Origin of the sequence: Halomonas sp. BL6 (assembly GCF_006228115.1) — a bacterium.
Taxonomy (GTDB): Bacteria; Pseudomonadota; Gammaproteobacteria; order Pseudomonadales; family Halomonadaceae; genus Vreelandella; species Vreelandella piezotolerans.
Map to the genome: position 1 here is coordinate 381,807 of NZ_VDGL01000002.1, position 24,293 is coordinate 406,099.

Genomic DNA, 24,293 nt, shown 5'->3' on the forward strand with positions numbered 1-24,293 from the left:
GTAGAACGTGGGTCATTTTGTTCAAGCTCTGTACAAGTTATTGACAAACGCTGCGCTCACGCAGAGAGTCTTCGTTATTGCTCCACCACCATTCACTTCCTATCGACAGCGAGGGATTCGTCATGCCGACACCTGCGGCACTCGTCACCGGCGGCGCCACACGGCTTGGTCGCCACTTTGCAGAAGCCTTGGCCGACAAAGGTTTCGATATTGCTCTGCACGTGAACAGCTCACGCGGGGAGGCTGAAGAGGTCGCCACGGTGATTCGCGGCAAAGGGAGGGAGTGCGAGATACTACCCTGTAACTTTCTGAGCGACTCGCTGGAGAGCCTGATACAACAGGCGGTAACACGCTTCCCCGGCTTGAACGTGCTGCTCAATAGCGCCTCGGCCTACGAGCCCGCGCCCATCGCAAAGACCGAGCTGGCAATGCTGGAGACCCAATTTCGGGTCAATATGTTCACCCCGCTGCTTCTCACACGCCATTTTGCCGATGCGGTAGCGCAGGGCCAGGTGATCAACATCATCGATAACAAGGTGGCCTATCACCAGTACCCGTATGCGGCCTACTTGCTCTCCAAAAAGAGTTTGGCCGAGATGACGCGGATGGCCGCGCTGGAGTTTGCTCCACGCCTGCGCATCAACGGTATTGCGCCGGGAGTGGTGTTACCCGCCTCTCAACGCACCAGCGACTATATCCAGTGGCGCATCGACGGGATTCCGGTGGATCACCAGGGCGATCCAGCCCACCTTGTACAAGCCTTGCACTATCTACTGGACAACGCCTTCGTCGCCGGACAAATCCTGTTCGTGGACGGCGGCGAGTCGATCAACCTCGAAGGTCGCCACTCCGAGAACTATCATCCCAAAAACCATCACTCCAAAAACCAACCCGGCGACCGCTGACCCAACGCAAAGAGGCCGCCCGGAGGCGGCCTCTCGTAGGTCACGATATCAATGCTTAGGTCTCATCGACATCGTCATGATCCGGCTTGTGATGCTCCGGGTTATGCTGTAGTGCGTCTTCGCTGCGCTCTGACAAGGGCGCCGTTTCGGTCCGTTTTTTCTCGGCTTTCGCCTCCAAAATACGCACGTTGGCGGGCGGCGTCTTGCCCCCTTTGGTTTCGCCAAAGTAGAGCGTGGTATGCGGGAACGGAATCTCGATGCCCGCGGCGTCGAAGCGCAGCTTGACCAAACGATTGTAAGCGCGGCCCACGGCCCACTGATCGCCTGGCGTGGTCTTGATCACGACACGGATATTGACCGAGCTGTCGGCCAGCGCGGTGACACCCGCCACGGTCATGTCCGCCAACAGTTTATGACCATGCTCTTCGCTGGCTTTAAGATCTTCGAAGGCTAGCTGTAGCTGCTCGATCGCCTCGTCGATACTTTCGTTGTAACCAATGCCGTACTCGCCCACATGGTTGCCGTACTCACGCATGTAGTTGGAGACGGTATCGACGCTGGAGAACGGTACGATATGGTAGGTACCGGACAGGTCACGAATGCCCACCGAGCGGATACTCAAACGCTCGGCCGTGCCGGTCACGCCGCCCACGGTGACCACGTCGCCGGTGTTCATGGCGTTCTCTACCTGAATGAACACCCCGGTGATCACATCCTGCACCAGCTTCTGCGCACCAAAACCAATCGCCAGACCCAGCACACCGGCACCGGCAATCAGCGGCCCGATGTTGATGCCGATTTCCGACAGCACGATCATGCCGGTGATGGTCACCATGGCAATTGCCAGCGCGTTACGGAATAAACTCAGCAGCGTTTTGGCGCGAGCCGACGGCTCACCATGTCCGGTTTCCGGGTTGAGCTTGTGCTCGATCAGGCTCGCCAGCCCCAGCCAGACACCGAGAGCCACGATCAGAATGACGGCCACGCTGATCAGGTTACCCACTAGGTTGGCGCCACGCTCGGAAGCATACCAAGCGGCGAGGTTAAAGGCTCCCCAGGCGTCCAGCACGACCATGATTACCGCGACGACGATCACCGTGCGCAGCACGCGCAGCGCGTTGGGCACGTAGCTATTCAAACGCACTTCCAAAAGCGGCAGTTTGCGGCGCAGATCGTCGGAGAGCTGGATACGACGGCCAATGGTTTGCGTCAGAAACGCAGAGAGCAGCAGGCCTACGACCACGGCCCCCAAGGTTTTTAGTGTCGCGTAAAGTACGAAGGGCAGCGCATCGCCTGGACGGGTCAGGGTCAGCACGAACACCATCAGGAAGTAGATCAATGCAAACAGGTGCCACGTCCGGGCAAACAGCTGCAGCGACACACGGCTCGCCGTCAGCGTCGAGCGCGCGCTCATTTGATTTAGATTATCGCGCAGGCGCACGCGGTTTTTGAGCACCACGCCCACCGCATAGATAAACGCCAGCAGCATGATCAGCGTGCCGACCGCTTGTCCCAGGGTGGCGGCCACATAGAAGTTGACCAGCGGCACGACGACCATCAGGCCGTACCCCACCATGCCAATCAGGCGCGCCAGCCAGCGGTTCCAATACGAGGCTTCTTGAGCTGAAATCGGTAATAAGCGAAGACCCTCGTAACGCGAGGAGAAGAGCATTCGTACACCGGCTTTGAGCAGTTCGATGATCAAGAAGGCATTTAAAAAGAGCGACGCGCGGGTAGAGAGTTCACCGGTCTCTCCCACGGCAAAGGTGGCCACCAAGTTACCGCCAACGTACGCCAGGGCGATCAAAAGAATATCGACGACCGCGGCGACCGCGACACACAGCACTAAACGTAGCACCGGCGTCAGTCCCGTGCCCTGCTGTGACCAGCCGCTGATTTTGGTGAACAATGATTTTGCCAACCGGCGGAACACCATAAAAATGGCGAAGGTCGCCACGATCACGATGCCCAGGTTGATGGCTGCGCTCATGAAGGCCGCCATATCGAAGCTGCTGCCCGTGCCTTGGCCGGTGAACATATTGCCGACGATCGCCGCAGCCTGCTCGATCTGACCGCCCACATCACCTACTACACGGCTGGTCAACTCTGCCAACTGGCGGGGTAGTGAGACGTCCTCGGGCGCTACGTTGCCCCCCGCGGCAGCGGCTTCCGGCGACAGCTCGGCCGCAACGCCAGCAGGCAACTCAGACGCTTGATTACGCAGCAGTTCAATGAGCTCCTGGCGGGCCTGCTCGTCTTCCAGCAGGTCGGCCAGCGCCGCATAAGAGGGCTGCTCTTCAGCGACGGACGCATCGCTCTCGGCGCTTAACGTGGTTTGCGCCATGGCTGGCCCGGCCAGCATGGCGAACAGCGCCAGCATCCAGACGCTGAGCCAGGGGAGTAAACGTAGTGACGTCACACCATAACCTCCTTTTGGGTGAGTATTTGCCATCCTGCCCTCGTTAAAATTCAACCTAAGAATGTTAAACACAGGATAGTGCATCCAATGGAAATGCAAGCTTTGTATAACGCTCGATCCAAAGTGACTAGCGTAACATGACTCGAAGAAAGAGACGTTAACGCGACTGTTTTTTGCGCGCCATATAAGACAAGGTAACCTTCAGTGGCAGTAAGGGGCTAACCACTGCTGAGCCATGGTGATCAACAGAGCGTAACGCGCCCCTTTGGCCAATACGATCCACAACATCGCCCGCCACCAAGCAAGGCGCATCACCCCTGCCAGCACGGTGAGCGGATCGCCAATCACGGGTAACCAAGACAGCAGCAGGCTCGCCTCACCAAAGCGGTGATACCAGCGCTCGGCGCGGGCCAGCCCCTCAGGCGACGCCGGAAACCAGCGGCGATCTTGAAACTGACGAGCGTAGCGGCCCAGGGCCACATTGATCAAACTGCCCAGCGTGTTACCCACGGTAGCCACAGCCCACAACGCCAGCGCAGGCTCGCCCACACACCATAGCCGCGCCAGCCACACTTCCGAGCCACCGGGTAGCAGCGTGGCGCTCGCCAGCGCCACCCAAAACAGGCTGAACACGTTACGCGTCCTCTCTCGCTCAGCGGGGCAACTGCCCCCCCAGCTGTTGCGTGATCTCTGACGCGACCTGGCGCACTAGCGCACCGAGCACGAGCAGGCGCTCTTCGGGGATACGCGCCATGGGGCCCGAGACAGAGATGGCGGCCAGCGGCGTGGCGTGCTCATCGAAGATGCAGGCCGCCACACAGTGCAGGCCAATGGCGTGCTCTTCTCGATCACAGGCAAAGCCCTGGGCACGAATGTCGGCCATTTCTGTCTGCAGCGAGTCCGTTCGGTAGAGGGTGTTCTCCGTGACGCGTGCCAGCTCATAGCCGCCTTCCAGCAGTGCACTACGCTCCTCTTCGCTCGTCCACGCTAGCAGCGCCTTGCCCACGCCGGAGGCGTGCAGTGGGGCGCGGGAGCCCAAGCGCGTAATCATGCGCATCATCTGCGGAGACTCGTTTTGAGCAAGAAAGACCGCCGTGGCCCCGTCGCGAATACCTAGATTGGCCGTCTCACCGGTCTCCGCGGTGAGGCGGCGTAAAAAGGGGCGACTTTTAGCCACCACGTCGCGGGCCTCTAGAAAACTGTTACCAATACGGAAGGTTTTGACATCGATACGCCACAGGCCCTGGTCACTCTCCTGGGTCACGAAGCCCTGGCCTTGTAGCGCTTGCAGCAGGCGATGGGTGGTCGAAGGGGCCAAGTCGGCCATCTCCGCCAGCTCCGAGAGTGCAAGGCCCAGCGGGCTAGCGGATAGGTATTCGAGCAGCGTGAGGCCACGCACCAACGATTGGCTATGCCCTCCGCTCGCTTTCGTGGCTCCCGCCGGACGTCCGACTGATCTGCGCTTGGCTTCACTCACCTGACTACTCTCCTGACGGCGCTCAATACGTAAAAAGCCAGCAGGATAACGCGCCGCAGGGGGCGCTGTCGCGTTTACGGAAACAAATTCCACCAATGGCTAGCAGCGTGTACTAGCGATGCTGCCAGCGAGGCGCGCGCTTTTCGATAAACGCATCGATGCCTTCTGCCACATCCTCGGCCAGCATGTTGCACGCCATGGTGTCGCCCGCAAAGGCATAGGCCTCTTCCAGCGGCATAGCGAGCTGGCGGGCAAACATCGCTTTGCCGGTACGCACCGCCACCGCGCTTTTACCACCAATGCTGGCCGTTAGCGACGCCACGGCACTGTCTAGCTCGCCCTCTTCGGCAACACGATTGATCAGCCCCCACTCGGCGGCGGTGTCGGCGCTAATGAAGTCACCGGTCAATAGCATCTCCATGGCGCGTTTACGGGGAACATTACGCGAGAGCGCTACGGCGGGCGTCGAGCAAAACAGGCCCACGTTAATGCCGGAGACGGCAAAGCGGGCGCTGCTGGCGGCCACGGCCAAGTCGCAGCTGGCGACGAGCTGGCAGCCGGCGGCGGTCGCGATGCCCTGTACTTTGGCAATCACAGGGACAGGACAATGAACAATGCTTTGCATCACCTGGCCACAGCGCGCGAAGAGCGCTTGGTAGTATGCTTCGTCGGGGTTCGCGCGCATCTGCTTCAGATCGTGGCCTGCACAAAACGCCTTGCCGTTGGCCGCTAGCACCACACAGCGCACCCGATCGTCTTGGGCAATGTCATCCAGCGCCGTTTGCAGCGCGTCCAGCATCGCCTCTGAGAGCGCATTGAAGCGCTCGGGCTGGTTGAGCGTGAGGGTGACGACGCCCTCCTGCGCGGTGCGCATTAGGCAGTCGTTGGATGGGGATGCATGAGTGGGCGACATGGCAGGCTCCTGGGCAGATGTGGCTACCCAGTCTAGCGCTTGCTGGGGCCGCCGAGGGCGCGCTACGACCAAAGTGGCCTCCCGGTCAGCGGCAGGCCACCTCTGGGTTACGCCTTCTCGCGGGCGTCCTGGCGAGGGTTGTAACCCAGCGGGTGAGGTTCGCCGCGCGCTTTGGCCAGCTCGATCTGACGCTGACGCTCGCGGGCGGCGGCGCGGGTTTTCTCGGGCAGCGAGTCGATGCAGTGGGGACAGCTGATGCCTGGCTCGTAGGCCGACGACTGCATATCCTCCTGGGAGATCGGCATCCGGCAGGCGTGGCACTGCTCGTGCTCGCCTTCGCTAAGATCGTGACGCACGGTGACTCGGTTATCGAACACGAAGCACTCGCCCCGCCACAGCGACTGCTCTTCCGGTACTTTTTCCAGATAGTTCAACACGCCGCCTTTCAGGTGGTAGACCTCTTCGAAGCCCTCTTTCAGCATAAAGCTGGAGGCTTTTTCGCAGCGGATACCGCCGGTGCAGAACATGGCGACTTTTTTATGCTGTTCCGGATTGTAGTGCTCGCGGACATACTCCGGGAACTCGCGGAAGGTGGTGGTTTTTGGGTCGATCGCCCCCTCGAAGCTGCCAATCGACACTTCGTAGTCGTTGCGCGTATCGATGACCAGTACGTCCGGGTCGGAAATAATAGCGTTCCAGTGCTCTGGCTCGACATAGGTGCCCACGGTGTCGTTCGGGTCGATACCCGGCACGCCCAGCGTCACGATCTCTTTTTTGAGCTTTACTTTGGTGCGATAGAACGGCGGCTCGTCACAAAACGACTCTTTGTGGTCGATATCGGCCAGGCGCGGGTCGGCGGTCAGCCAGGCCAGCAGGGCGTCGATGCCCTCGCGGCTCCCAGCCACGGTGCCGTTGATGCCCTCTTTGGCGAGCAGCAGCGTGCCTTTTACGTCGTTATCGACCATCGTTTGACGCAGCGGCTCGCGCAGCGCTTCGAAATCGTTCAGAGTAACAAATTTGTACAGCGCCGCCACCACGATGGGCGGCGTTGGGGTCGGGGTCGTCATGGCGTGCTCCTGGTAGTCGCCCTCGCAAAGGGCGGACCGGGTTAAATGAACGCGCGTATGATAGCAAAAAGTGCGCCTTCGGCGCATCTCGGCGAGGCTGACCCAGATCAAAGACGTGTCAATCGTCGATTATTTCGACGCCATCATTGAGAAAGCTTCATCCCACGACGCACACACTCGGTCGTATAGTAGACGGCAACTCGACTCCGTCATTGAGGTGCTTTCATGAAGATTCGTCGTTCCAACGAGCGGGGCTACGCGGACCACGGCTGGCTGCGCTCCTACCACACCTTCTCCTTCGCCAACTATATGGATCCCAACCATATGGGCTTCCGTGCGCTGCGGGTGATCAACGAAGATCGCGTCGCACCCGGCCACGGCTTTGGTGCCCACCCCCACCGGGATATGGAGATCATTTCCTACGTGCTCGAAGGCGAGATGGAGCACAAAGACAACATGGGCAATGGCGAAGTCATGCGCCCTGGCGACGTGCAGCGCATGTCGGCGGGTACCGGCGTCCTGCACAGCGAGTTCAACCACTCCCAGGAAAACGGCCTTCACTTTTTGCAAATCTGGATCGAAACCGCCCAGCGTGGCATTCGGCCCAGCTACGAACAGAAGCACTTCCCCAGCGCCGAGCGGCAGGGCCAGTGGCGTTTGGTCCTCTCCCCCGATGGCCGTGATGGCTCGGTGAGCGTGAACCAAGACGTCAACCTTTACGCCAGCCTGCTAAGCGCCGGGGACCACCTCACGACACCGCCCTCACGCTACGCATGGCTACATGTGGTGAAAGGGACCATCGAGGTGAACGGCGAACGGCTCACCACCGGCGATGCCGCTGCGTTTACGCCGGATGAGCACGTCGAGCTCACCAGCAGCGACGCCAGCGAAGTGCTGCTGTTCGATCTAGCCTGATAACGTCTTGTTAGGTCATTGATGAAACGCAAAACGGCCCCTGCGGGGCCGTTTTGGTGACAAGCGCTAACTCACTATTTACTTAGCTATTTTGCTTGCTTAGCTATTTTGCGCCGAGTAGAGCACACGAATCTTCAGCGTGTGTTCCACTTCCTTCAGCGCTTCCAGCGCCTGCGGGCCGTAGGCTTTATCGACATCGATGACCACGTAGCCGACCTTATCGTTGGTCTGCAGATACTGGCCCGAAATATTGATGCCGTTTTCCGACAACACGCGGTTGATCTGAGAAAGCACGCCGGGCACGTTGTCGTGAATGTGCAGCAGACGGTGCTTGTCCGGATGGGCGGGCAACGCCACTTCGGGGAAGTTGACCGAGGTGACCGTGGTACCGTTGTCCGAGTAAGTGATGAGCTTCTCGGAGACTTCGATACCGATATTCTCCTGAGCCTCCAACGTCGAACCACCGATGTGTGGCGTCAGAATCACGTTGTGCAGGCCACGCAGCGGGCTTTGGAACTCTTCGTCGTTGCCCTTCGGCTCGACTGGGAAGACATCGATGGCCGCGCCATTGAGTTTTCCCGCTTTGATCGCCTCGGCAAGCGGCTCGATCTCAACTACGCTGCCGCGGGCGGCGTTGATCAGAATCGCTCCGTCCTTCATGGCCGCGATCTCTTTGGCACCGATCATCCAGCGGGTCGAGGCCAAGTCCGGCACGTGCAAGCTGACCACGTCAGCGCGGCCGAGTAGCTCTTCCAGGCTGCCTACCTGATTAGCGTTCCCCATACCCAACTTGGTAATCACGTCGTAGTAAATGACGTTGAAGCCCAAGGATTCGGCCAATACGGAGAGCTGCGCGCCAATGCTGCCATACCCCACGATACCGAGGGTTTTGCCACGCGCCTCGTGGGAGTTTTTCGCCGATTTCAACCAGCCCCCCTGGTGAGCACGGGCATTCTTTTCGGGGATACCGCGCAGCAGCATGATCGCTTCGGCCAGCACCAGCTCAGCCACCGAGCGTGTGTTGGAGTACGGCGCGTTGAAGACCGCGATACCGCGCTTGAGCGCCGCATCCAGGTCGACCTGGTTGGTACCGATACAGAAACAGCCCACACTCACCAGCTTCTCGGCCGCCTCGAACACGCGCTCAGTCAACTGCGTGCGGGAGCGGATACCGATGAAGTGAACATCGCGAATCTTCTCGATCAGCGCCTCTTCATCCAGCGAGGTCGGCAGAAGCTCGATGTTCTCGTAACCGGCGTTGTGAAAATTGTCCACCGCGCTTTGGTGGACGCCCTCGAGTAGCAGGATCTTGATCTTGCTCTTTTCCAGGGACGTTTTGGCCATGGCTGAATCAACCTCTATGGTCGGCGGCATGCGCCGTGTATCGGTTCACGGGAGGCGCATATGGTAGCACAGCCGCTGGCGCTCTCGGCGGCCTGGTGTGATGAAAAGTGTGCGCTTTCAAGATGAACGCAGCGCAAGTCGATCAATCAACCCATGGTGAGGGCAGACGCCGCCCCCTCGCCTCGGTGTATACTGTGCGTTTATTTGACAGCACGCAGCCACACTCGTCGCCCTGGCGGACACTAGGGCGCCCGGAAAACGGTAGGCACTGCCCGATGAGCGACACGACACCCCCACACGATTTTGCCGCAACGGTGGCCCAACTCGAGACCATTGTGGAACGCCTGGAGTCCGGCGAACTCTCATTGGAAGATGCGCTGACCGCCTTCGAGCAAGGCGTACGACTCACCCGCGACGCCCAGCAGCGGCTCGACAGCGCCGAGCTGAAGGTCCGGGCGCTGAGCGAAGATGCCGACGGCAAACTCGACGTCGCTCCCTTTGCCAGCACCTCGGAAGCAGGCGATGACAGCGAGGAGACGCCGCCATGGTAACGGCTCAAGCTTCCCGGCTTACCACGCTGCGCCACGCCAGCAGCCGCCGTGTCGACGCGACGCTTGCCGCTCTGTTCGACGCTCGCCCCGCCGTCGATGCGCGCCTGGAAGCCGCCATGCGCCACGGCCTGCTGGTCGGTGGTAAGCGCCTACGTCCACTGCTGGTCTATTTAGCGGGCCAAGCCCTCGGGGCGAGCGACGACGACCTTGACGCGCCAGCGGCCGCCATCGAACTGATTCACGCCTACTCGCTGATTCACGACGACCTGCCTGCCATGGACGATGACGACTTGCGGCGCGGTCAGCCCACGGTGCACAAAGCCTTTGATGAGGCCACCGCCATTTTGGCGGGCGATGCCCTGCAAGCGCTGGCATTCGAAGTGCTCGCGAGTCGCCCATCTCCTCGCCTGAGCCAACTAGTCACTACCCTGGCAGTCGCCTCGGGCCGTGACGGTATGGTGGCGGGGCAAGCGCTGGATCTGGCCGCCGTGGGCGGCCACCCGGATGCCGAGGCCATGGCCCACATGCATGCCCATAAAACCGGCGCGCTGATCGTCGCTGCCGTCCGGCTAGGGGGGCTCGTCGCCGTGGATGACCACGATCCGCGCCTGGCGGCGCTGATTCGCTACGCCCGCGCCATTGGGCTAGCCTTCCAGATTCATGACGACATCCTGGATGTGACGGGTGACACCGCCACGCTGGGCAAAATGTCCGGCGCTGACGCTGCCCGCGCCAAACCTACTTATCCCAGCTTGCTGGGTCTGGAAGGGGCGCAGCGTAAAGCGAACACGCTTATTGACGAGGCCATTGCCGCCCTCGCCCCGCTAGGCGAGCAGGCCGCACCCCTGGCCGACCTTGCCCACTATATGATCGAGCGCGACCACTAACGATGCCTATGAAGCTGTTCGACGAGATACCCCGCGAGCGCCCGGCGACGCCACTGCTCGACTCCTTTGACCACCCCGCCGCGCTGCGGGCCATGAACGCCAAGCAGCTCGCCCAGCTCGCCGACGAGCTGCGTGCCTACTTGCTCTACAGTGTCGGCGTTACCGGCGGCCACTTTGGTGCCGGGCTAGGCGTTGTCGAGCTCAGCGTCGCGCTGCATCACGCCTTTCACACACCGAAAGACCGCTTGGTATGGGACGTGGGCCATCAGGCCTACCCGCATAAAATCCTCACTGGGCGGCGCGATGCCATGCTCAGCATTCGCCAGCACGGCGGCTTGGCGGCATTTCCACGTCGAGCCGAGTCCGAGTACGACACCTTTGGCGTGGGCCACTCCAGCACCTCGATTTCTGCCGCGCTAGGCATGGCTCTGGCCGCCCAAGCGCAGCGAGACCCGCGCAAGGTATGCGCCATCATTGGCGACGGCGCGCTGACCGCGGGAATGGCGTTCGAAGCGCTGGCTCACGCAGGCCACGTCAATGCCAATCTGTTGGTCGTGCTCAATGACAACGAAATGTCGATTTCCGAAAACGTCGGCGGCATTGCCACCTACCTTGCTCGGGTGCTCTCCAGCAAGCCCTACCTCAAAATGCGCGAAGAGGGCAAAAAGGTGCTCTCGCACCTGCCCGGCGCGCTGGAGCTTGCCAAACGTACCGAAGAGCACATGAAAGGCATGGTCAGTCCCGCCACGCTATTCGAAGAGATGGGCTTTCACTATGTCGGCCCCATCGACGGTCACGACTTGGAAGCGCTGACCCAAACGCTGCGTAACCTGCGCGACCAGAAAGGGCCGCAGTTTCTGCATATCAAAACGGTCAAAGGGAAAGGTTTCCTGCCCGCCGAAGCGGACCAGATTGGCTACCATGCGATCACGAAGCTGGAAAAAACCAGCGCAACCGTGAGCGCCCCGCTGGTGAGCAAACCGGCCAGCCCCAGCGCGCCGAAGAACGCCCCCAAGAAAAAGTACTGCAACGTGTTCGGCGACTGGCTGTGCGATATGGCCGCCGCCGACCCACGCCTGATGGGCATTACACCTGCCATGGGTGAGGGCTCGGACTTGATACGCTTCTCGCAAACGTATCCCCAGCGTTACTTTGACGTGGCGATCGCCGAGCAGCACGCGGTGACTCTCGCCGCAGGGATGGCCTGTGAAGGTATGAAACCGGTGGTGGCGATCTATTCCACCTTTCTGCAGCGCGGTTACGACCAGCTGATTCATGACGTGGCGGTGCAACATCTGGACGTGACGTTCGCTATCGACCGTGCAGGTCTCGTGGGCGAAGACGGCCCCACCCACCACGGCAGCATGGATCTTTCGTTTCTGCGCTGCGTGCCGGGCATGGTGATTCTGGCGCCTGCCGATGAAGCCGAATGCCGCGCCATGCTCAGCGCCGCCTACTACCATCCTGGACCAGCCGCCGTGCGCTACCCCCGCGGCACCGGTCCTGGGGCCGTCATTCCAGAGCACCTAGAGCCGCTGGCGATTGGCGAGGCCCAGGTGCGTCGCGAGAGCACCAGCGACGGCGTGCGCATCGCGCTGCTGGCCTTTGGCAGCGTGAACAGTGCCGCCGCCGACGTGGCTGAGAAGCTCAATGCCACCCATATCAACATGCGTTCCGTAAAGCCGCTGGACCGCGACGCGGTGCTTCACGCGGCGGACGAACATGAGCTGCTGGTCACCTTGGAAGAGAACGTCGTTGCGGGCGGTGCAGGCAGCGCAGTCAACGAGCTGCTCAACGCCGAAGGCGTTCAAGTGGAAGTCCTTAACCTAGGCCTGCCAGATGCCTTCGTAGAGCACGGCACGCCCGCCGAGCTACTGCGCGACTGTGGCCTGGACGCGGAAGGTATCGAGCGCGCCATTCGTGCCCGGCTGCCGTAACGTTCATGCGCACCCCACGTGAATATAAACTATCGAGATCTCTATGTTATTTCTAATCATTGTGTTTGGTTTGATTGGCCTCGCCATCGGGGGCCCCATTGGCCTCCTGGTGGGTGGGGGCCTAGGTTGGTGGCTGGGACGGCGCATTAGTCGTCGCTTGCACGCAGCTCGCATGCAGCTTCAAGAAGGCTTTTTGGAGTCGATCTTTTCGGTGATGGGCTGCCTGTGCCAAGCGGACGGCAAGGTTACCGAAGGCGAGCTCGGCGTGACCGAAAAGCTCTTCGATCAGATGCGTTTGCAGGGTGAACACCGCGCCAAAGCGCGCGCGGCCTTCGAGCGTGGCCGCGCCGATGATTTCGATCTGGAAGCGGAGCTGGCCAAGGTCAACCGCCTGACCCAGCGCCAGCCGGTACTTCGTCAAGTCTTTTTGCAGGTTCAATTGAGCGCCATTGCCGCCGATGGCGTGCTGCACCCTGCCGAGCACGAGATGATACTGCGTGTGGCTCGCGGCGTTGGCTGTAGCGATGCCGAGGTGCAGCAAATCGAAGCCATGCTGCACGGTGCGGCGGCCAATTCTCAAGGCGCCAGCGAGGAGGCGTTGAAAGATGCCTACCGCGTGCTTGGGGTATCGGAAGATGCCAGCGACGCCGAGATCAAGAAAGCGTATCGTCGCCTGATGAGCCAAAACCATCCGGACAAACTGGCCGGCAAAGGGCTGCCGGAGAGCATGCGCGACGTCGCCCAGGCACGCACTAGCGAAATCGGCAACGCTTACGAACGTATCCGCGCAGCCCGCGGCCAATAGTCGGTCCGTGACAGACGGCAAGGGAGTCGCTACATTGAAAGCTTCACGGTACTGCCTGGAGCCGACGAATGATCTCGCTATACAGCTTTCCCAACTCCCGCTCTTTACGAGCCGCCTGGACGCTTGAAGAGCTGGGTCTGCCATACCAGTGCCACCACGTTGCGCTGGATAAAGGCGAAGGGCAAAGCACCGAGCATCTCGCCCGCCATCCGGATGGCAAAGTACCGGTACTGGAAGACGGGGAGCTAACGCTATTCGAGTCAGCCCCCATCTGCCGCTACCTCGCCGAGCGATATGGCGAGGGGCAACTGCTGCCACAGCACGAGACCGAACGCGCACAGGTCGACCAGTGGCTTAGTTTCATCGTTACCGAGATCGAGCAGCCACTGTGGCTGCAAGCCAAGCACAAATTCGCCCTGCCTCAAGACAAGCGCGTCCCTTCAGTGCTACCCACCGCCGCTTGGGAATTCCAGCGAGCCCTGCTCGCGCTCGAGCGCCGCTATCGTGGCCAGGAAAATCTGGTGGGCGATACCTTCACGTTGGCGGATCTGTTCTTAACGCACACGCTCACTTGGGCCACAAGCATGAAACATCGCTTGCCGGAGCCGCTGGTGGCCTATCGCGCCCGCCACGCCAATCGCCCAGCGCTTGCCCGCGCCGCCGAAAAAGAGCAAGCAGCGGCGCAAGCGAACCAATAATCACGCATGAGGCGCAGGAAGCCGGGGTGGCAACTGCGCCTGACCCTCTTCGGCGCGGGCGGCACCCCAGGCACTCTTCAAGCCCCCCGGAAAACCACTTCGCTGGCTATAATCTGGGGTGATACCGCCTTGATAGGCATGGCGTTGGCTCAGCGCTTTGGCGCAGCCATAATCCACTATCGTCAGCACGCCTACGGCGGTGAGTGCCAAATAAAGGTTCTCTTTATGCGACGGGTGACGCTTCAAGGCAAACGTAAGCGCTGAAAAGTCGAGCACATCCCCCACCACGCGGCTCCATATCGCGCGGGTCGGATTATCAGACAGCGCGCCGATGCCGCTGACGACTCCGCGGGCACCGCACGCGCGTATTTTATTGTGCCGCTGCGGCATTCCCAGCGCTCGGCCTAGCCGACGCGGCGCCACTAACTGATACAACCCCATCCCTAGGCTTAACCACCCCAAACCTCTGGCCAGCTTGTCCGCTGGTGACATCGAGCGTGTTGATGAGCGGGAATGGCGTTTCATCGGTGTGTTCATGCACTCCTCCCTGGGTAGCATCACGGTTTCAGTATGACTTTGACGCAGCCATCCTGTTTATCTCGAAAGGTTTGATACATTTCAGGCCCCTGGGCCAAATCCACCGCGTGGGTAATCACAAACGAAGGATCGATTTGTCCCTCGTCGATACGCCGTAACAGATCGTCCGTCCAGCGGTTGACGTGGGTTTGCCCGGTGCGCACGGTGAGGCCTTTGTTCATCAGTGCCCCCATAGGAATTTTATCGACCAACCCGCCATACACCCCGGGAATGGATAGAATACCGGCCGGACGGCAGACGTAGATCATTTCACGTAACACGTGAGCGCGGTCGGTTTCTAACCACATGGCCTGCTTTACCCGGTCGTAGACCGAGTCCAGCGAGCGCGTGGCGTGGGCTTCTAGCCCCACCGCGTCGATGCACTTTTCAGGCCCTTTACCGTGAGTCAGCTCCTGCAATCGGCCGAGTACGCTCTCGTGGGCAAAATTGAGCGGAATCGCACCGCCGGCAGCAGCCATCGAGAGTCGCTCGGGCACGTTATCAATGACCACGACCTGCTTGGCGCCCAACAGTACCGCACTGCGAACGCAGAACTGACCAACCGGGCCTGCGCCCCAGATCACGACGGTATCGGTGGGCTGAATGTCACACTGCACGGCGGCCTGCCAGCCGGTGGGAAAGATATCGCCTAGAAACAGCACCTGCTCATCGGTGAGCGTATCGGGCACTTTAATGTGGGTGGTATCGGCGAAGGGCACCCGCACAAACTCGGCTTGGCCGCCTGCATAGCCGCCAGTGAGTTGAGAGTAGCCAAATAGTCCAGCACCGCCATGGCCAAAGACTTTATCTGCCAGAGACTTGTTACGATTGGAGCGTTCGCAAACCGAGTAGTTACCGCGCTGACACTGCTCGCATTCGCCACAAAAAATGGTGAAAGGCACCACCACCCGGTCGCCTACCTTGAGGTTTTTCGTCTCGCTGCCCACCTCCATCACCTCGCCCATGAACTCGTGGCCGAGGACATCGCCACAGGACATACCGGGCATATAATGGTCGTAAAGGTGCAAATCAGAGCCGCAGATGGCGCAGCTACTCACATTGATAATGGCGTCGCGGGGATGTTCGATTGCGGGGTCGGGCACGGTGTCGTAACGAACATCGTTCTTACCGTGCCAGCACAATGCTTTCATGACGGCTTCTCCTGACTAAGGTGCATATAGCGTCCTGCTACGTATCACCATAGCTCAGACACCCAACAACCAAAGTTAAGAAAAGCAGGTTATTGCACGTTCGAAGAAAAACGCGCTTTTAACGGGCAACTTAGATTAAAAACGCGATCAATAAAGGTTAGCTACTTAGCCTTTGCGCTCGATATCCACATCGCTGGCTTGGGTAAAGTCGTCCAGCGCCATCATATGGCCAAGCTTTCCCGCCTTGGTGGAAAGATACTGCTCGTTGTGGGGATTCAAGCCAGTGGTGATCGACAGCCGCTCGACGACGTTTACCCCATCGCGACTCAACGCATCCACCTTACGAGGGTTGTTGGTCATCAGCTTAAGCGCGGTGATGCCCAAGTGGTCGAGCATCGGGACGCAGAGGTCGTAGCGGCGCATGTCGGCACCGAAACCGAGTTGCTCATTGGCCTCTACGGTATCGGCCCCCTGGTCTTGCAGATGATAGGCACGGATTTTATTGAGCAGCCCAATACCCCGCCCCTCCTGACGCAAGTAGAGCAGCACGCCGCGCCCCTCTTCGGCGATGCGCTTCAGCGCTTCTTGCAGCTGGTAGCCGCAGTCGCAGCGCATGGAAAACAGCGCATCGCCCGTCAAGCACTCGGAGTGTACGCGCCCTAGTACCGGCTCGCCGCCGCTCACATCGCCCAACGTCAAGGCGATGTGGTCCTTACCCGTGGCGTCGTCTTCGAAGCCATGCATAGTGAATGTGGCCCAGGGAGTGGGCAGCCGAGAGGCAGCAATGAAGCGAATGGTCACAGGTTTCCTCGCTGATTAACCAAACCAGTTAACCACACCAGTGTTGGCGAAGTGGGCGGACAGTTTATCAGGAAGCCGCGCGGGCCTCACGGTCTTCGCAGGGTACGACGATGTTGGCCACGGTTTGCGCCGCCATCCCCGGCGATCTTCACGTACAATTCCTATCTTCAGGTAGAATGACTCCCTTACAATGCGGGCAAATTTCTCAAGAGCAAGTGTTTATGACCACCACACCTTTGCAAAACGACCGTTTTCTTCGCGCGCTGGCTCGCCAGCCCGTTGACCGCACTCCGGTGTGGATGATGCGTCAAGCAGGACGCTACCTGCCGGAGTACCGCGCCAGCCGCGCCGACGCGGGTAGTTTCATGGACCTGTGCCGCAATCATGACCTGGCTTGCGAAGTCACCCTTCAGCCGCTGGAGCGCTACCCGCTCGACGCCGCGATTCTGTTCTCGGACATTTTGACCATCCCCGACGCCATGGGGCTGGGCCTCTACTTCGAAACCGGCGAAGGCCCCAAATTCAAGAAGACCGTGCGCACGCCGGAAGAAGTAGCGGCACTGACCGTGCCGAACGCCGAGCGCGATTTGGACTACGTGATGCGCGCGGTGTCCACTATCCGCCGCGAGCTGAATGGCCGCATGCCGCTGATCGGCTTCTCCGGCAGCCCTTGGACGCTGGCGACGTATATGGTCGAGGGCGGCTCCAGCAAGGATTTCCGTCATCTGAAAACCATGCTGTACGACACGCCGGACACCATGCACCAGCTACTGGATACCCTGGCGCAGGCGGTCACCGACTATCTGAATGCGCAGATTCGTGCGGGCGCTCAGGCCGTACAGATTTTCGACACCTGGGGTGGCGCGCTCTCCACGCCGGCGTATCTAGAGTTCTCGCTGCGCTATATGGAGCAGATCGTCTCCGGGTTGATCCGCGAGCATGACGGCCGCCACGTGCCGGTGATCCTGTTCACCAAAAACGGCGGACAGTGGTTGGAGCATATCGCCTGTGCCGGTGCCGATGCCCTAGGCATCGACTGGTCGACCGAGCTATCCGATGCTCGTGCACGCGTGGGCCATAAAGTCGCCCTGCAGGGCAACCTGGACCCCAACGTGCTGTTTGCCCGCCCCTCGGCCATTCGCGCCGAAGTGGCACGCGTGCTGGAAAGTTACGGCCACGGTCCGGGTCATGTATTCAACTTGGGCCACGGCATCAGCCAGTTCACCAACCCCGATCACGTCACCGCCTTCATGGAGGCGCTGCACGACCTAAGCCCGCAGTACCATCAGGGCATTCCGACCCAAACGAACGATCAATGCCCAGGAGCCAAGTAATGAGCGACCTACGCGACGACCAGTGGTTTACCGAAGTCTTCGATAGCCATGGCAGCGCTTTCTCGCTGAAAGTCACCGAAAAACTGCTGGATGTACAGAGCCCCTACCAACACCTGGAAGTCTACGCCACGGAGACCTACGGCCACCTGATGGTGCTGGATGGCTGCGTGATGCTGACCGATCGCGATAATTTCCTGTATCACGAAATGATTGCCCACCCGGCGCTGTTCACCCATCAAGACCCCAAGCGGGTGGTGATCATTGGCGGCGGCGACTGCGGCACCTTGAAAGAAGTGTTGCGCCATCCGGGCGTCGAGAAGGTCACCCAGATCGATATTGATGAAGAAGTGACCAAGGCGGCTGAGCGCTTTTTCCCGTCGCTGGTGGAAGCCAACGGCGACCCCCGCGCCGAGCTGCTGTTTGCCGACGGCGTGAAGTGGGTCGACGACGCCGCCGACGAGAGCATCGACGTGCTGATCATCGACTCCACCGATCCGGTCGGCCCTGCCGAAGGCCTGTTCAAGACCGACTTCTTGAAACGCTGCCACCGTATTCTGAAAAGCGGCGGGGTGATGGTACAGCAGAGCGAATCGCCGCTTTATCATAGCGGTTCGATCATCCGCGAACTGCGCAACGACATGCGCGAAGCAGGCTTCGATAGCGTCGCCACGCTACCCTTCCCCCAACCGGTGTATCCCTCGGGTTGGTGGAGCGTGACGTTGGCCGGTAAAGCGACCAGCGTTGAAAGCTTCCGCGAAGAGGCTGCCGCCGATCATGAAATGCCGCTACAGTACTACACAGTAGATGCCCACCGGGGTGCCCTGGCGCTGCCGCCCTTTATGCGTAAAGCCTTCGCATAAGCGGGCAGCTACGCTAGGTATCTGGCCGGGCTCTGCCCGGCTTTTTTATGCGCCAATCATCGTGCGCGCCACGTTAAGGAATAACAAATGAACACCACGCGTTGGTTTGGATGGGGAGTCACCCTGTTAGCGCCCGCCCTATGGGTACCCACGGCCATGGCCGATACGCTACAAACGGTGCAAGAGCGCGACAGCGTGCGCTGCGGCGTCAACGCGGCTCAGCCCGGCTTTTCGTCCTTAGACGATAACGACGAGTATCGCGGTCTGGATACCGATGTGTGCCGTGCCGTGGCGGCCGCCGCGCTGGGTGATGCCAGCAAGGTCAACTTCGTGCCGTTGGATTCGGTGGAGCGCTTTGCCGCGTTGCAATCAGGTGAAGTAGATGTCCTTTCTCGCACCACCACCTGGACGTCTAGCCGCGACACCACACTGGGCATGCACTTTACCGGTGTGAGCTACTACGACGGCCAAGCCTTCATGGTGGCCAGCGACTTGGGCGTGCAGAGCGCGCAAGAGCTGGATGGCGCGGCGGTGTGTACGCAGTCGGGCACTACCAGCGAACTCAATCTTTCCGACTACTTCCGTATCAACGACATGACCTACGATGCGGTGGTGTTCGATTCACCCGAGCAGTCGATTGCGGGCTTCGAAGCAGGCCGCTGCGACGTCTTGAGTTCGGATGCCTCGCAGCTCTACGCCCAGCGCATTCAACTGGCCGATCCCAACATGGCCGTCGTCCTACCGGAAATCATCTCTAAAGAGCCGCTAGGCCCCGCCGTACGCCAAGGCGATGATCAGTGGTTCAACATCGTGAAGTGGTCACTGTTTGCCATGCTGAATGCCGAAGAGCTGGGCGTCAGCCAAGCCAACGTGGATGAGCAGCTAAGCTCAGAAAATCCCGATGTGATGCGCCTGCTTGGGCAAGACGGTGATTTTGGTGAGGCCATGGGCCTACAATCAGATTGGGCTTACCAAATCGTCAAACAGGTCGGTAACTATGCGGATATTTATGAACGCAACGTGGGCACCCACTCCGACTTCAACATTGCCCGTGGCCTGAATGCCCTGTGGAAAGATGGGGGCATTCAGTACGCGCCGCCCATTCGCTAGTGCGCTCGGTCACTCGCCAGCGGCTGCGCACCAAAAAGGCGCAGTGCGTAGCCGCTGGCGCACTTTTTTGCACCAAGACCTTCGTTAAATTCGCTGATTTTACGTTGAAAAGCGCTGAATTTGACGACATATCTTTTTTGGCACCTTCCTTGCTAGCTTTTAGTGATGCATCACCATGCATAACGACACTAAATCGAGGAAGGGGAACACAACATGATCAATAAGAAACACCTGGTACTTCTGGCCTCCGCAGGCGCCATCTCTCTTGCGGGCGTGGCGACCGCCCAAGCCGATACGCTGGAAGATACCCGCGAACGTGGTGCCGTACAGTGTGGCGTCAGCGACGGCCTGCCAGGTTTTTCCGCCCCGGACGATAACGGTAACTGGCAGGGCCTCGACGTTGACGTATGCCGTGCCGTGGCCGCTGCGGTACTGGGCGACGCCGATGCCGTCAACTACATCTCTTTGAACGCCGTCGAGCGTTTCACCGCGCTGCAGTCCGGCGAAGTGGACGTTCTGTCTCGTAACACCACCTGGACCACGACCCGCGACACTACCCTGGGTCTGAACTTCACCGGCGTTAACTTCTACGACGGCCAGGGCTTCATGGTCTCTCGCGACCTGGGTATCACCAGCGCGGCCGAGCTGGATGGCGCGGCGATTTGTATTCAATCAGGCACCACTACCGAGCTGAACCTGGCTGATTACTTCCGTGCCAACGGAATGGAGTTCGACCCCATCGTTTTCGATACCTCCGAGCAAACCGTAGGTGGCTTCCAGGCTGGCCGCTGTGACGTTCTGACGTCTGACACTTCTCAGCTGGCGGCCCTGCGCATTCAGCTCGACGACCCGTCGGGCGCGATGATTCTGCCCGACGTCATTTCCAAAGAGCCGCTGGGCCCGGTCGTACGTCAGGGGGACGATCTGTGGTTCAACATCGTGAAGTGGTCGCTGTTCGCCATGATCAACGGTGAAGAGTACGGCGTGACCAGCGAGAACGCAGAAGAGATGCTCAGCTCCGATAACCCGGACGTAGCGCGTCTACTCGGCCAGGACGGCAACTATGGTGAAGGCATGGGTCTTGACGCCGACTGGGCCTATAACATCCTGAGCCAAGTGGGTAACTACGGTGAAAGCTTCGAGCGCAACGTAGGTATGGGTTCACCGCTGGAAATCGAACGCGGTGTCAACGCCCTGTGGAACCAAGGCGGCTTCCAGTACGCACCGCCGATTCGCTAAGCGTCTCGCTTGACCCCGGCCCGCCACCCTTTTTGGTCATGGCGGGCCATTTGATTGACCTTCCGTATCGCGGAGACGCCACCCATGTCCGTAAGACCTAACGCTCGCCCCGTTGGCCAAAAGCCACCGTTCTGGCGAGACCGCGCCAAACGTGCGCTCATCTTTCAATGTCTGCTGATTGCCGCTGTCATCGCTTTTCTGTTCTATATCGTCGGCAACGTGCAAGACAACCTCTCCTCACGGGGTATCACCACAGGTTTTGGCTTCCTGAGTAATACCGCCGGTTTTGGGATCGTTCAGAGTCTGATCGACTACTCTTCCCAAAGCACCTATGGCCGCACCTTCTTCGTTGGCCTGCTGAATACGCTGCTGGTGGGTGGGTTGGGCGTTATTGCCGCCACCATCATTGGCTTTATCGTCGGTATCGCTCGTCTATCGCCCAACTGGCTGATCGCCAAGCTAGCCGCCGCGTATATCGAAACCTTTCGTAACATTCCGCTGCTGCTGCAGATTTTCTTTTGGTACTTTGCCGTGCTGCGGGCGCTCCCCAGCGCTCGAGAAAGCCTCGCGTTCGGCGAGGCCGTGTTTCTTAACGTACGCGGGCTTTATCTACCTGAGCCGCTGTTCGAATCGGGCTTCGGGCTGATTCCTGTCACCTTCGTGATCGCCATCGCGGCCAGTATTGCGCTGGTGATATGGGCAAAACGCCGTCAGGAAGCCACGGGGCAGCGAATTCCCGCTTACTGGATCTCCTTTGTACTGATCTTTGGGCTGCCCCTGTTGGTCATGTTGGCCACTGGCGTACCCATTACTTGGGAAATGCCCGAGCTGCGTGGCTTCAACTTCCGCGGCGGCATCACGGTGATTCCTGAGTTTCTGGCGCTGTGGTTCGCACTCTCGATCTACACGGCGTCGTTCATTGCCGAGATCGTGCGCTCCGGTATTCAGGCCATTTCACATGGCCAAACCGAAGCGGCGCAGGCACTGAGTCTGCCGCGCAACCTGGTGCTGCGCCTCGTCATCATTCCTCAGGCATTGCGGGTCATCATCCCCCCGCTCACCAGCCAATACCTGAATTTGATCAAAAACTCGTCGCTGGCCACGGCCATTGGCTATCCGGACCTCGTGTCGGTGTTTGCAGGCACCACGCTGAATCAGACGGGCCAGGCCATCGAGGTCATCGCGATGACCATGGCGGTGTATCTGACGATCAGCCTGCTGGTGTCGATGTTCATGAACTGGTTCAACGCCCGCGTGGCGCTGGTTGAACGCTAGGCTGAGGCGAGGAGCCACACATGATTCATAATCAAACGATGATCGAACAGCGGCCAGCGCCCAGCAACTCCGTTGGCGCGATTGCTTGGCTGCGAACGAACCTATTCAACGGGCCGATCAATACGATCTTCACGTTAATCGGCCTCTATATCCTCTATCTGCTCGTCGTGCCTACCGTGCAGTGGGCGTTCATCAACGCCGATTGGGTAGGCACCACACGCGACGACTGCTCACGGGAAGGCGCTTGCTGGGTCTTCATCAACGCACGTTTGACGCAGTTTATTTATGGCCTATATCCCAGTTCAGAGATCTGGCGCGCCAATATCGTGTTCGCCATGTTCTTTACGCTGATTGGCTGGCTGGCGATTCCCAAGCTGCCTTTCAAGCGCTGGGTGGCCATCTTTGCGCTGGTGGCATTCCCCATTATCTCGTTCGTACTGCTTTACGGCGGCTACTTCGACCTTCCCCAGGTGCCTACGCACCGCTGGGGCGGCCTGATGCTAACGCTGCTGCTGGCCACTGTGGGCATGGTAGGCGCGCTACCGATCGGCATCGTACTGGCGTTGGGACGTCGCTCGAACATGCCGATCGTCAAAAGCTTTTGCGTGGTATTTATCGAATTCTGGCGCGGCGTACCGCTGATCACCGTGCTGTTCATGGCCTCGGTGATGTTGCCGCTGTTCCTTCCTTCGGATATGAGCGTCGACCGCCTGGTGCGCGCTTTGATCGGCTTGACGCTGTTCCAAAGCGCCTACATGGCGGAGGTCATTCGCGGGGGCTTACAGGCCATCCCTAAAGGCCAGGAAGAGGCGGCAGCGGCTCTCGGCATGACCTACTGGAAACGCATGGGGCTGATCATCCTTCCCCAGGCGTTGAAGATGATGATTCCAGGCATCGTGAATACGTTCATTTCGCTGTTCAAAGATACCACCCTGGTCATGATCATCGGCCTCTTCGACCTCTTGGGGATCGTGCAAGCGGCTCTAGCCGACTCACGCTGGCTCGGCTTCTCGTTGGAAGGTTACGTGTTTGCCGCCTTCATGTTCTGGATCTTCTGTTTCAGCATGTCGCGCTACAGCCAGTACCTAGAACGCAAGCTGCATACCGGCCACAAGCGCTAACGCCGCTTTTATCAACGATTTTTTAGCAGGATAGTGACATGACTCAAGCAGCGACCAACACCCCTGGCACCAGCCCCTCTGACCTAATGGTCGAAATGCGCGGCGTGAACAAGTGGTACGGCGATTTCCACGTGCTGCGGGATATCTACCTGGAAGTGAAACGCGGCGAGCGGATCGTCATTTGCGGGCCTTCTGGCTCGGGCAAATCCACCATGATCCGCTGCATCAATCACCTAGAAGAGCACCAAAAAGGCGAGATCGTGGTGGGTGGCGTACCGCTGACCCAAGACGTCAAACGCATCGAGCAGATTCGCCGCAGCGTCGGCATGGTATTCCAGCATTTCAACCTGTTCCCTCACCTCACGGTGCTGGAAAACTGCTGTATCGCGCCAATGTGGGTACAGAAGAAGCCCCGCAAAGAGGCCGAAGCCATGGCCATGCAGTATCTGGAGCGGGTGCGTATTGCCGAGCAGGCCAAGAAGTATCCCGGCCAGCTCTCCGGCGGCCAGCAGCAGCGGGTAGCGATTGCCCGCTCGCTGTGCATGCATCCGGACGTGATGCTGTTCGATGAGCCCACCTCGGCCCTCGACCCGGAGATGATCAAGGAAGTACTGGACGTGATGATCGAACTGGCCGAAGAGGGTATGACCATGCTCTGCGTGACCCATGAAATGGGCTTCGCCAAGACCGTGGCCGACCGCGTGATCTTCATGGACCAAGGACAAATCATCGAAGAGAACGCGCCGGAGCCGTTCTTCAACAACCCGCAGTCCGAGCGTACCCAGCTCTTCTTGAGCCAGATTCTGGGGCATTAAGTCAGCTTACAGCGCCCCACAGTGCTGAACCTGGGCCTCCTATGAGGCCCATTTTTATGGGTTTTCTACGCCACAACACCACAACGAGCGAGT

23 protein-coding genes are annotated in these 24,293 nt (G+C 59.7%); 14 read left to right on the forward strand and 9 right to left on the reverse strand.

Annotated features, from left to right (window positions below; genetic code table 11):
- The first annotated feature begins 122 nt into the window (after positions 1 to 122).
- Positions 123 to 905: an SDR family oxidoreductase gene (locus tag FHJ80_RS05315; protein WP_139525978.1), complete on the forward strand. Its 783-nt coding sequence runs from the start codon at positions 123 to 125 to the stop codon at positions 903 to 905.
- A 55-nt stretch (positions 906 to 960) separates the two neighbouring features.
- Here FHJ80_RS05315 and ybiO read toward each other — a convergent pair whose 3' ends face one another.
- From ybiO to FHJ80_RS05340, 5 genes are all read right to left on the reverse strand, one after another.
- On the reverse strand, positions 961 to 3,324 hold the full coding sequence (ybiO, locus tag FHJ80_RS05320) for a mechanosensitive channel protein (protein ID WP_139525979.1): 2,364 nt from the start codon (positions 3,322 to 3,324) through the stop codon (positions 961 to 963).
- Positions 3,325 to 3,525: 201 nt separating this feature from the next.
- Positions 3,526 to 3,957, reverse strand: coding sequence for a YqaA family protein (locus tag FHJ80_RS05325; RefSeq protein ID WP_139525980.1), 432 nt, complete (start codon positions 3,955 to 3,957; stop codon positions 3,526 to 3,528).
- Between the two features lie 19 nt (positions 3,958 to 3,976).
- Positions 3,977 to 4,801: an IclR family transcriptional regulator C-terminal domain-containing protein gene (locus FHJ80_RS05330; RefSeq protein ID WP_139525981.1), complete on the reverse strand. Its 825-nt coding sequence runs from the start codon at positions 4,799 to 4,801 to the stop codon at positions 3,977 to 3,979.
- Between the two features lie 112 nt (positions 4,802 to 4,913).
- On the reverse strand, positions 4,914 to 5,714 hold the full coding sequence (locus tag FHJ80_RS05335; RefSeq protein WP_139525982.1) for an enoyl-CoA hydratase: 801 nt from the start codon (positions 5,712 to 5,714) through the stop codon (positions 4,914 to 4,916).
- Positions 5,715 to 5,821: 107 nt separating this feature from the next.
- Positions 5,822 to 6,781, reverse strand: a complete 960-nt coding sequence (locus FHJ80_RS05340) for a rhodanese-related sulfurtransferase (protein WP_139525983.1) — start codon at positions 6,779 to 6,781, stop codon at positions 5,822 to 5,824.
- 225 nt (positions 6,782 to 7,006) lie between these two features.
- On the opposite strand from FHJ80_RS05340, the gene FHJ80_RS05345 reads away from it, so the two are divergent.
- On the forward strand, positions 7,007 to 7,696 hold the full coding sequence (locus tag FHJ80_RS05345; protein WP_139525984.1) for a pirin family protein: 690 nt from the start codon (positions 7,007 to 7,009) through the stop codon (positions 7,694 to 7,696).
- Between the two features lie 99 nt (positions 7,697 to 7,795).
- Here the strand turns inward: FHJ80_RS05345 and serA are convergent, their stop codons facing one another.
- A complete protein-coding gene (serA, locus tag FHJ80_RS05350; protein ID WP_139525985.1) occupies positions 7,796 to 9,040 on the reverse strand; it encodes a phosphoglycerate dehydrogenase in 1,245 nt (414 codons plus the stop codon).
- 275 nt (positions 9,041 to 9,315) lie between these two features.
- Between serA and FHJ80_RS05355 the strand changes: the two genes are divergently transcribed.
- The 5 genes from FHJ80_RS05355 (at position 9,316) to FHJ80_RS05375 (ending at position 13,918) form a co-directional block, all read left to right on the forward strand.
- Positions 9,316 to 9,591: an exodeoxyribonuclease VII small subunit gene (locus FHJ80_RS05355; RefSeq protein WP_139525986.1), complete on the forward strand. Its 276-nt coding sequence runs from the start codon at positions 9,316 to 9,318 to the stop codon at positions 9,589 to 9,591.
- Complete coding sequence (gene ispA, locus FHJ80_RS05360; RefSeq protein WP_139525987.1) at positions 9,585 to 10,478, forward strand: (2E,6E)-farnesyl diphosphate synthase; 894 nt, start codon at positions 9,585 to 9,587, stop codon at positions 10,476 to 10,478. Before FHJ80_RS05355 ends, ispA begins: the two co-directional genes overlap by 7 nt.
- 2 nt (positions 10,479 to 10,480) lie before the next feature.
- Positions 10,481 to 12,415 (forward strand): 1-deoxy-D-xylulose-5-phosphate synthase, encoded by a 1,935-nt coding sequence (gene dxs / locus FHJ80_RS05365; RefSeq protein ID WP_139525988.1) that lies wholly within the window; start codon positions 10,481 to 10,483, stop codon positions 12,413 to 12,415.
- A gap of 43 nt (positions 12,416 to 12,458) precedes the next feature.
- Positions 12,459 to 13,220: a co-chaperone DjlA gene (gene djlA / locus FHJ80_RS05370; RefSeq protein ID WP_139525989.1), complete on the forward strand. Its 762-nt coding sequence runs from the start codon at positions 12,459 to 12,461 to the stop codon at positions 13,218 to 13,220.
- A 68-nt stretch (positions 13,221 to 13,288) separates the two neighbouring features.
- Positions 13,289 to 13,918, forward strand: a complete 630-nt coding sequence (locus FHJ80_RS05375) for a glutathione S-transferase family protein (RefSeq protein ID WP_139525990.1) — start codon at positions 13,289 to 13,291, stop codon at positions 13,916 to 13,918.
- Here FHJ80_RS05375 and FHJ80_RS05380 read toward each other — a convergent pair whose 3' ends face one another.
- The 3 genes from FHJ80_RS05380 to ribA all read right to left on the reverse strand — a co-directional run bounded on the left by FHJ80_RS05380 (position 13,919) and on the right by ribA (position 16,446).
- Entirely contained in the window at positions 13,919 to 14,455 is a 537-nt protein-coding gene (locus FHJ80_RS05380; protein WP_231125645.1) for a hypothetical protein, read from the reverse strand.
- A gap of 20 nt (positions 14,456 to 14,475) precedes the next feature.
- Positions 14,476 to 15,645: a zinc-dependent alcohol dehydrogenase gene (locus tag FHJ80_RS05385; protein WP_139525991.1), complete on the reverse strand. Its 1,170-nt coding sequence runs from the start codon at positions 15,643 to 15,645 to the stop codon at positions 14,476 to 14,478.
- Positions 15,646 to 15,810: 165 nt separating this feature from the next.
- Complete coding sequence (gene ribA / locus FHJ80_RS05390; RefSeq protein WP_139525992.1) at positions 15,811 to 16,446, reverse strand: GTP cyclohydrolase II; 636 nt, start codon at positions 16,444 to 16,446, stop codon at positions 15,811 to 15,813.
- Positions 16,447 to 16,667: 221 nt separating this feature from the next.
- On the opposite strand from ribA, the gene hemE reads away from it, so the two are divergent.
- From hemE to FHJ80_RS05425, 7 genes are all read left to right on the forward strand, one after another.
- On the forward strand, positions 16,668 to 17,780 hold the full coding sequence (gene hemE / locus FHJ80_RS05395) for a uroporphyrinogen decarboxylase (protein ID WP_139525993.1): 1,113 nt from the start codon (positions 16,668 to 16,670) through the stop codon (positions 17,778 to 17,780).
- Positions 17,780 to 18,640 carry a polyamine aminopropyltransferase gene (gene speE, locus FHJ80_RS05400; RefSeq protein WP_139525994.1) on the forward strand — a complete coding sequence of 287 codons (861 nt, stop codon included), beginning with the start codon at positions 17,780 to 17,782 and terminating at the stop codon, positions 18,638 to 18,640. The genes hemE and speE overlap by 1 nt, the downstream gene beginning before the upstream one ends.
- A gap of 87 nt (positions 18,641 to 18,727) precedes the next feature.
- A complete protein-coding gene (locus FHJ80_RS05405) occupies positions 18,728 to 19,750 on the forward strand; it encodes an amino acid ABC transporter substrate-binding protein (RefSeq protein WP_139525995.1) in 1,023 nt (340 codons plus the stop codon).
- A 213-nt stretch (positions 19,751 to 19,963) separates the two neighbouring features.
- On the forward strand, positions 19,964 to 20,989 hold the full coding sequence (locus FHJ80_RS05410; RefSeq protein WP_139525996.1) for an amino acid ABC transporter substrate-binding protein: 1,026 nt from the start codon (positions 19,964 to 19,966) through the stop codon (positions 20,987 to 20,989).
- 84 nt (positions 20,990 to 21,073) lie between these two features.
- Positions 21,074 to 22,264, forward strand: a complete 1,191-nt coding sequence (locus FHJ80_RS05415) for an amino acid ABC transporter permease (protein WP_139525997.1) — start codon at positions 21,074 to 21,076, stop codon at positions 22,262 to 22,264.
- A 20-nt stretch (positions 22,265 to 22,284) separates the two neighbouring features.
- Positions 22,285 to 23,385: an amino acid ABC transporter permease gene (locus tag FHJ80_RS05420; protein WP_139525998.1), complete on the forward strand. Its 1,101-nt coding sequence runs from the start codon at positions 22,285 to 22,287 to the stop codon at positions 23,383 to 23,385.
- A gap of 38 nt (positions 23,386 to 23,423) precedes the next feature.
- Entirely contained in the window at positions 23,424 to 24,200 is a 777-nt protein-coding gene (locus FHJ80_RS05425; RefSeq protein ID WP_269202181.1) for an amino acid ABC transporter ATP-binding protein, read from the forward strand.
- Positions 24,201 to 24,293 lie beyond the last annotated feature (93 nt).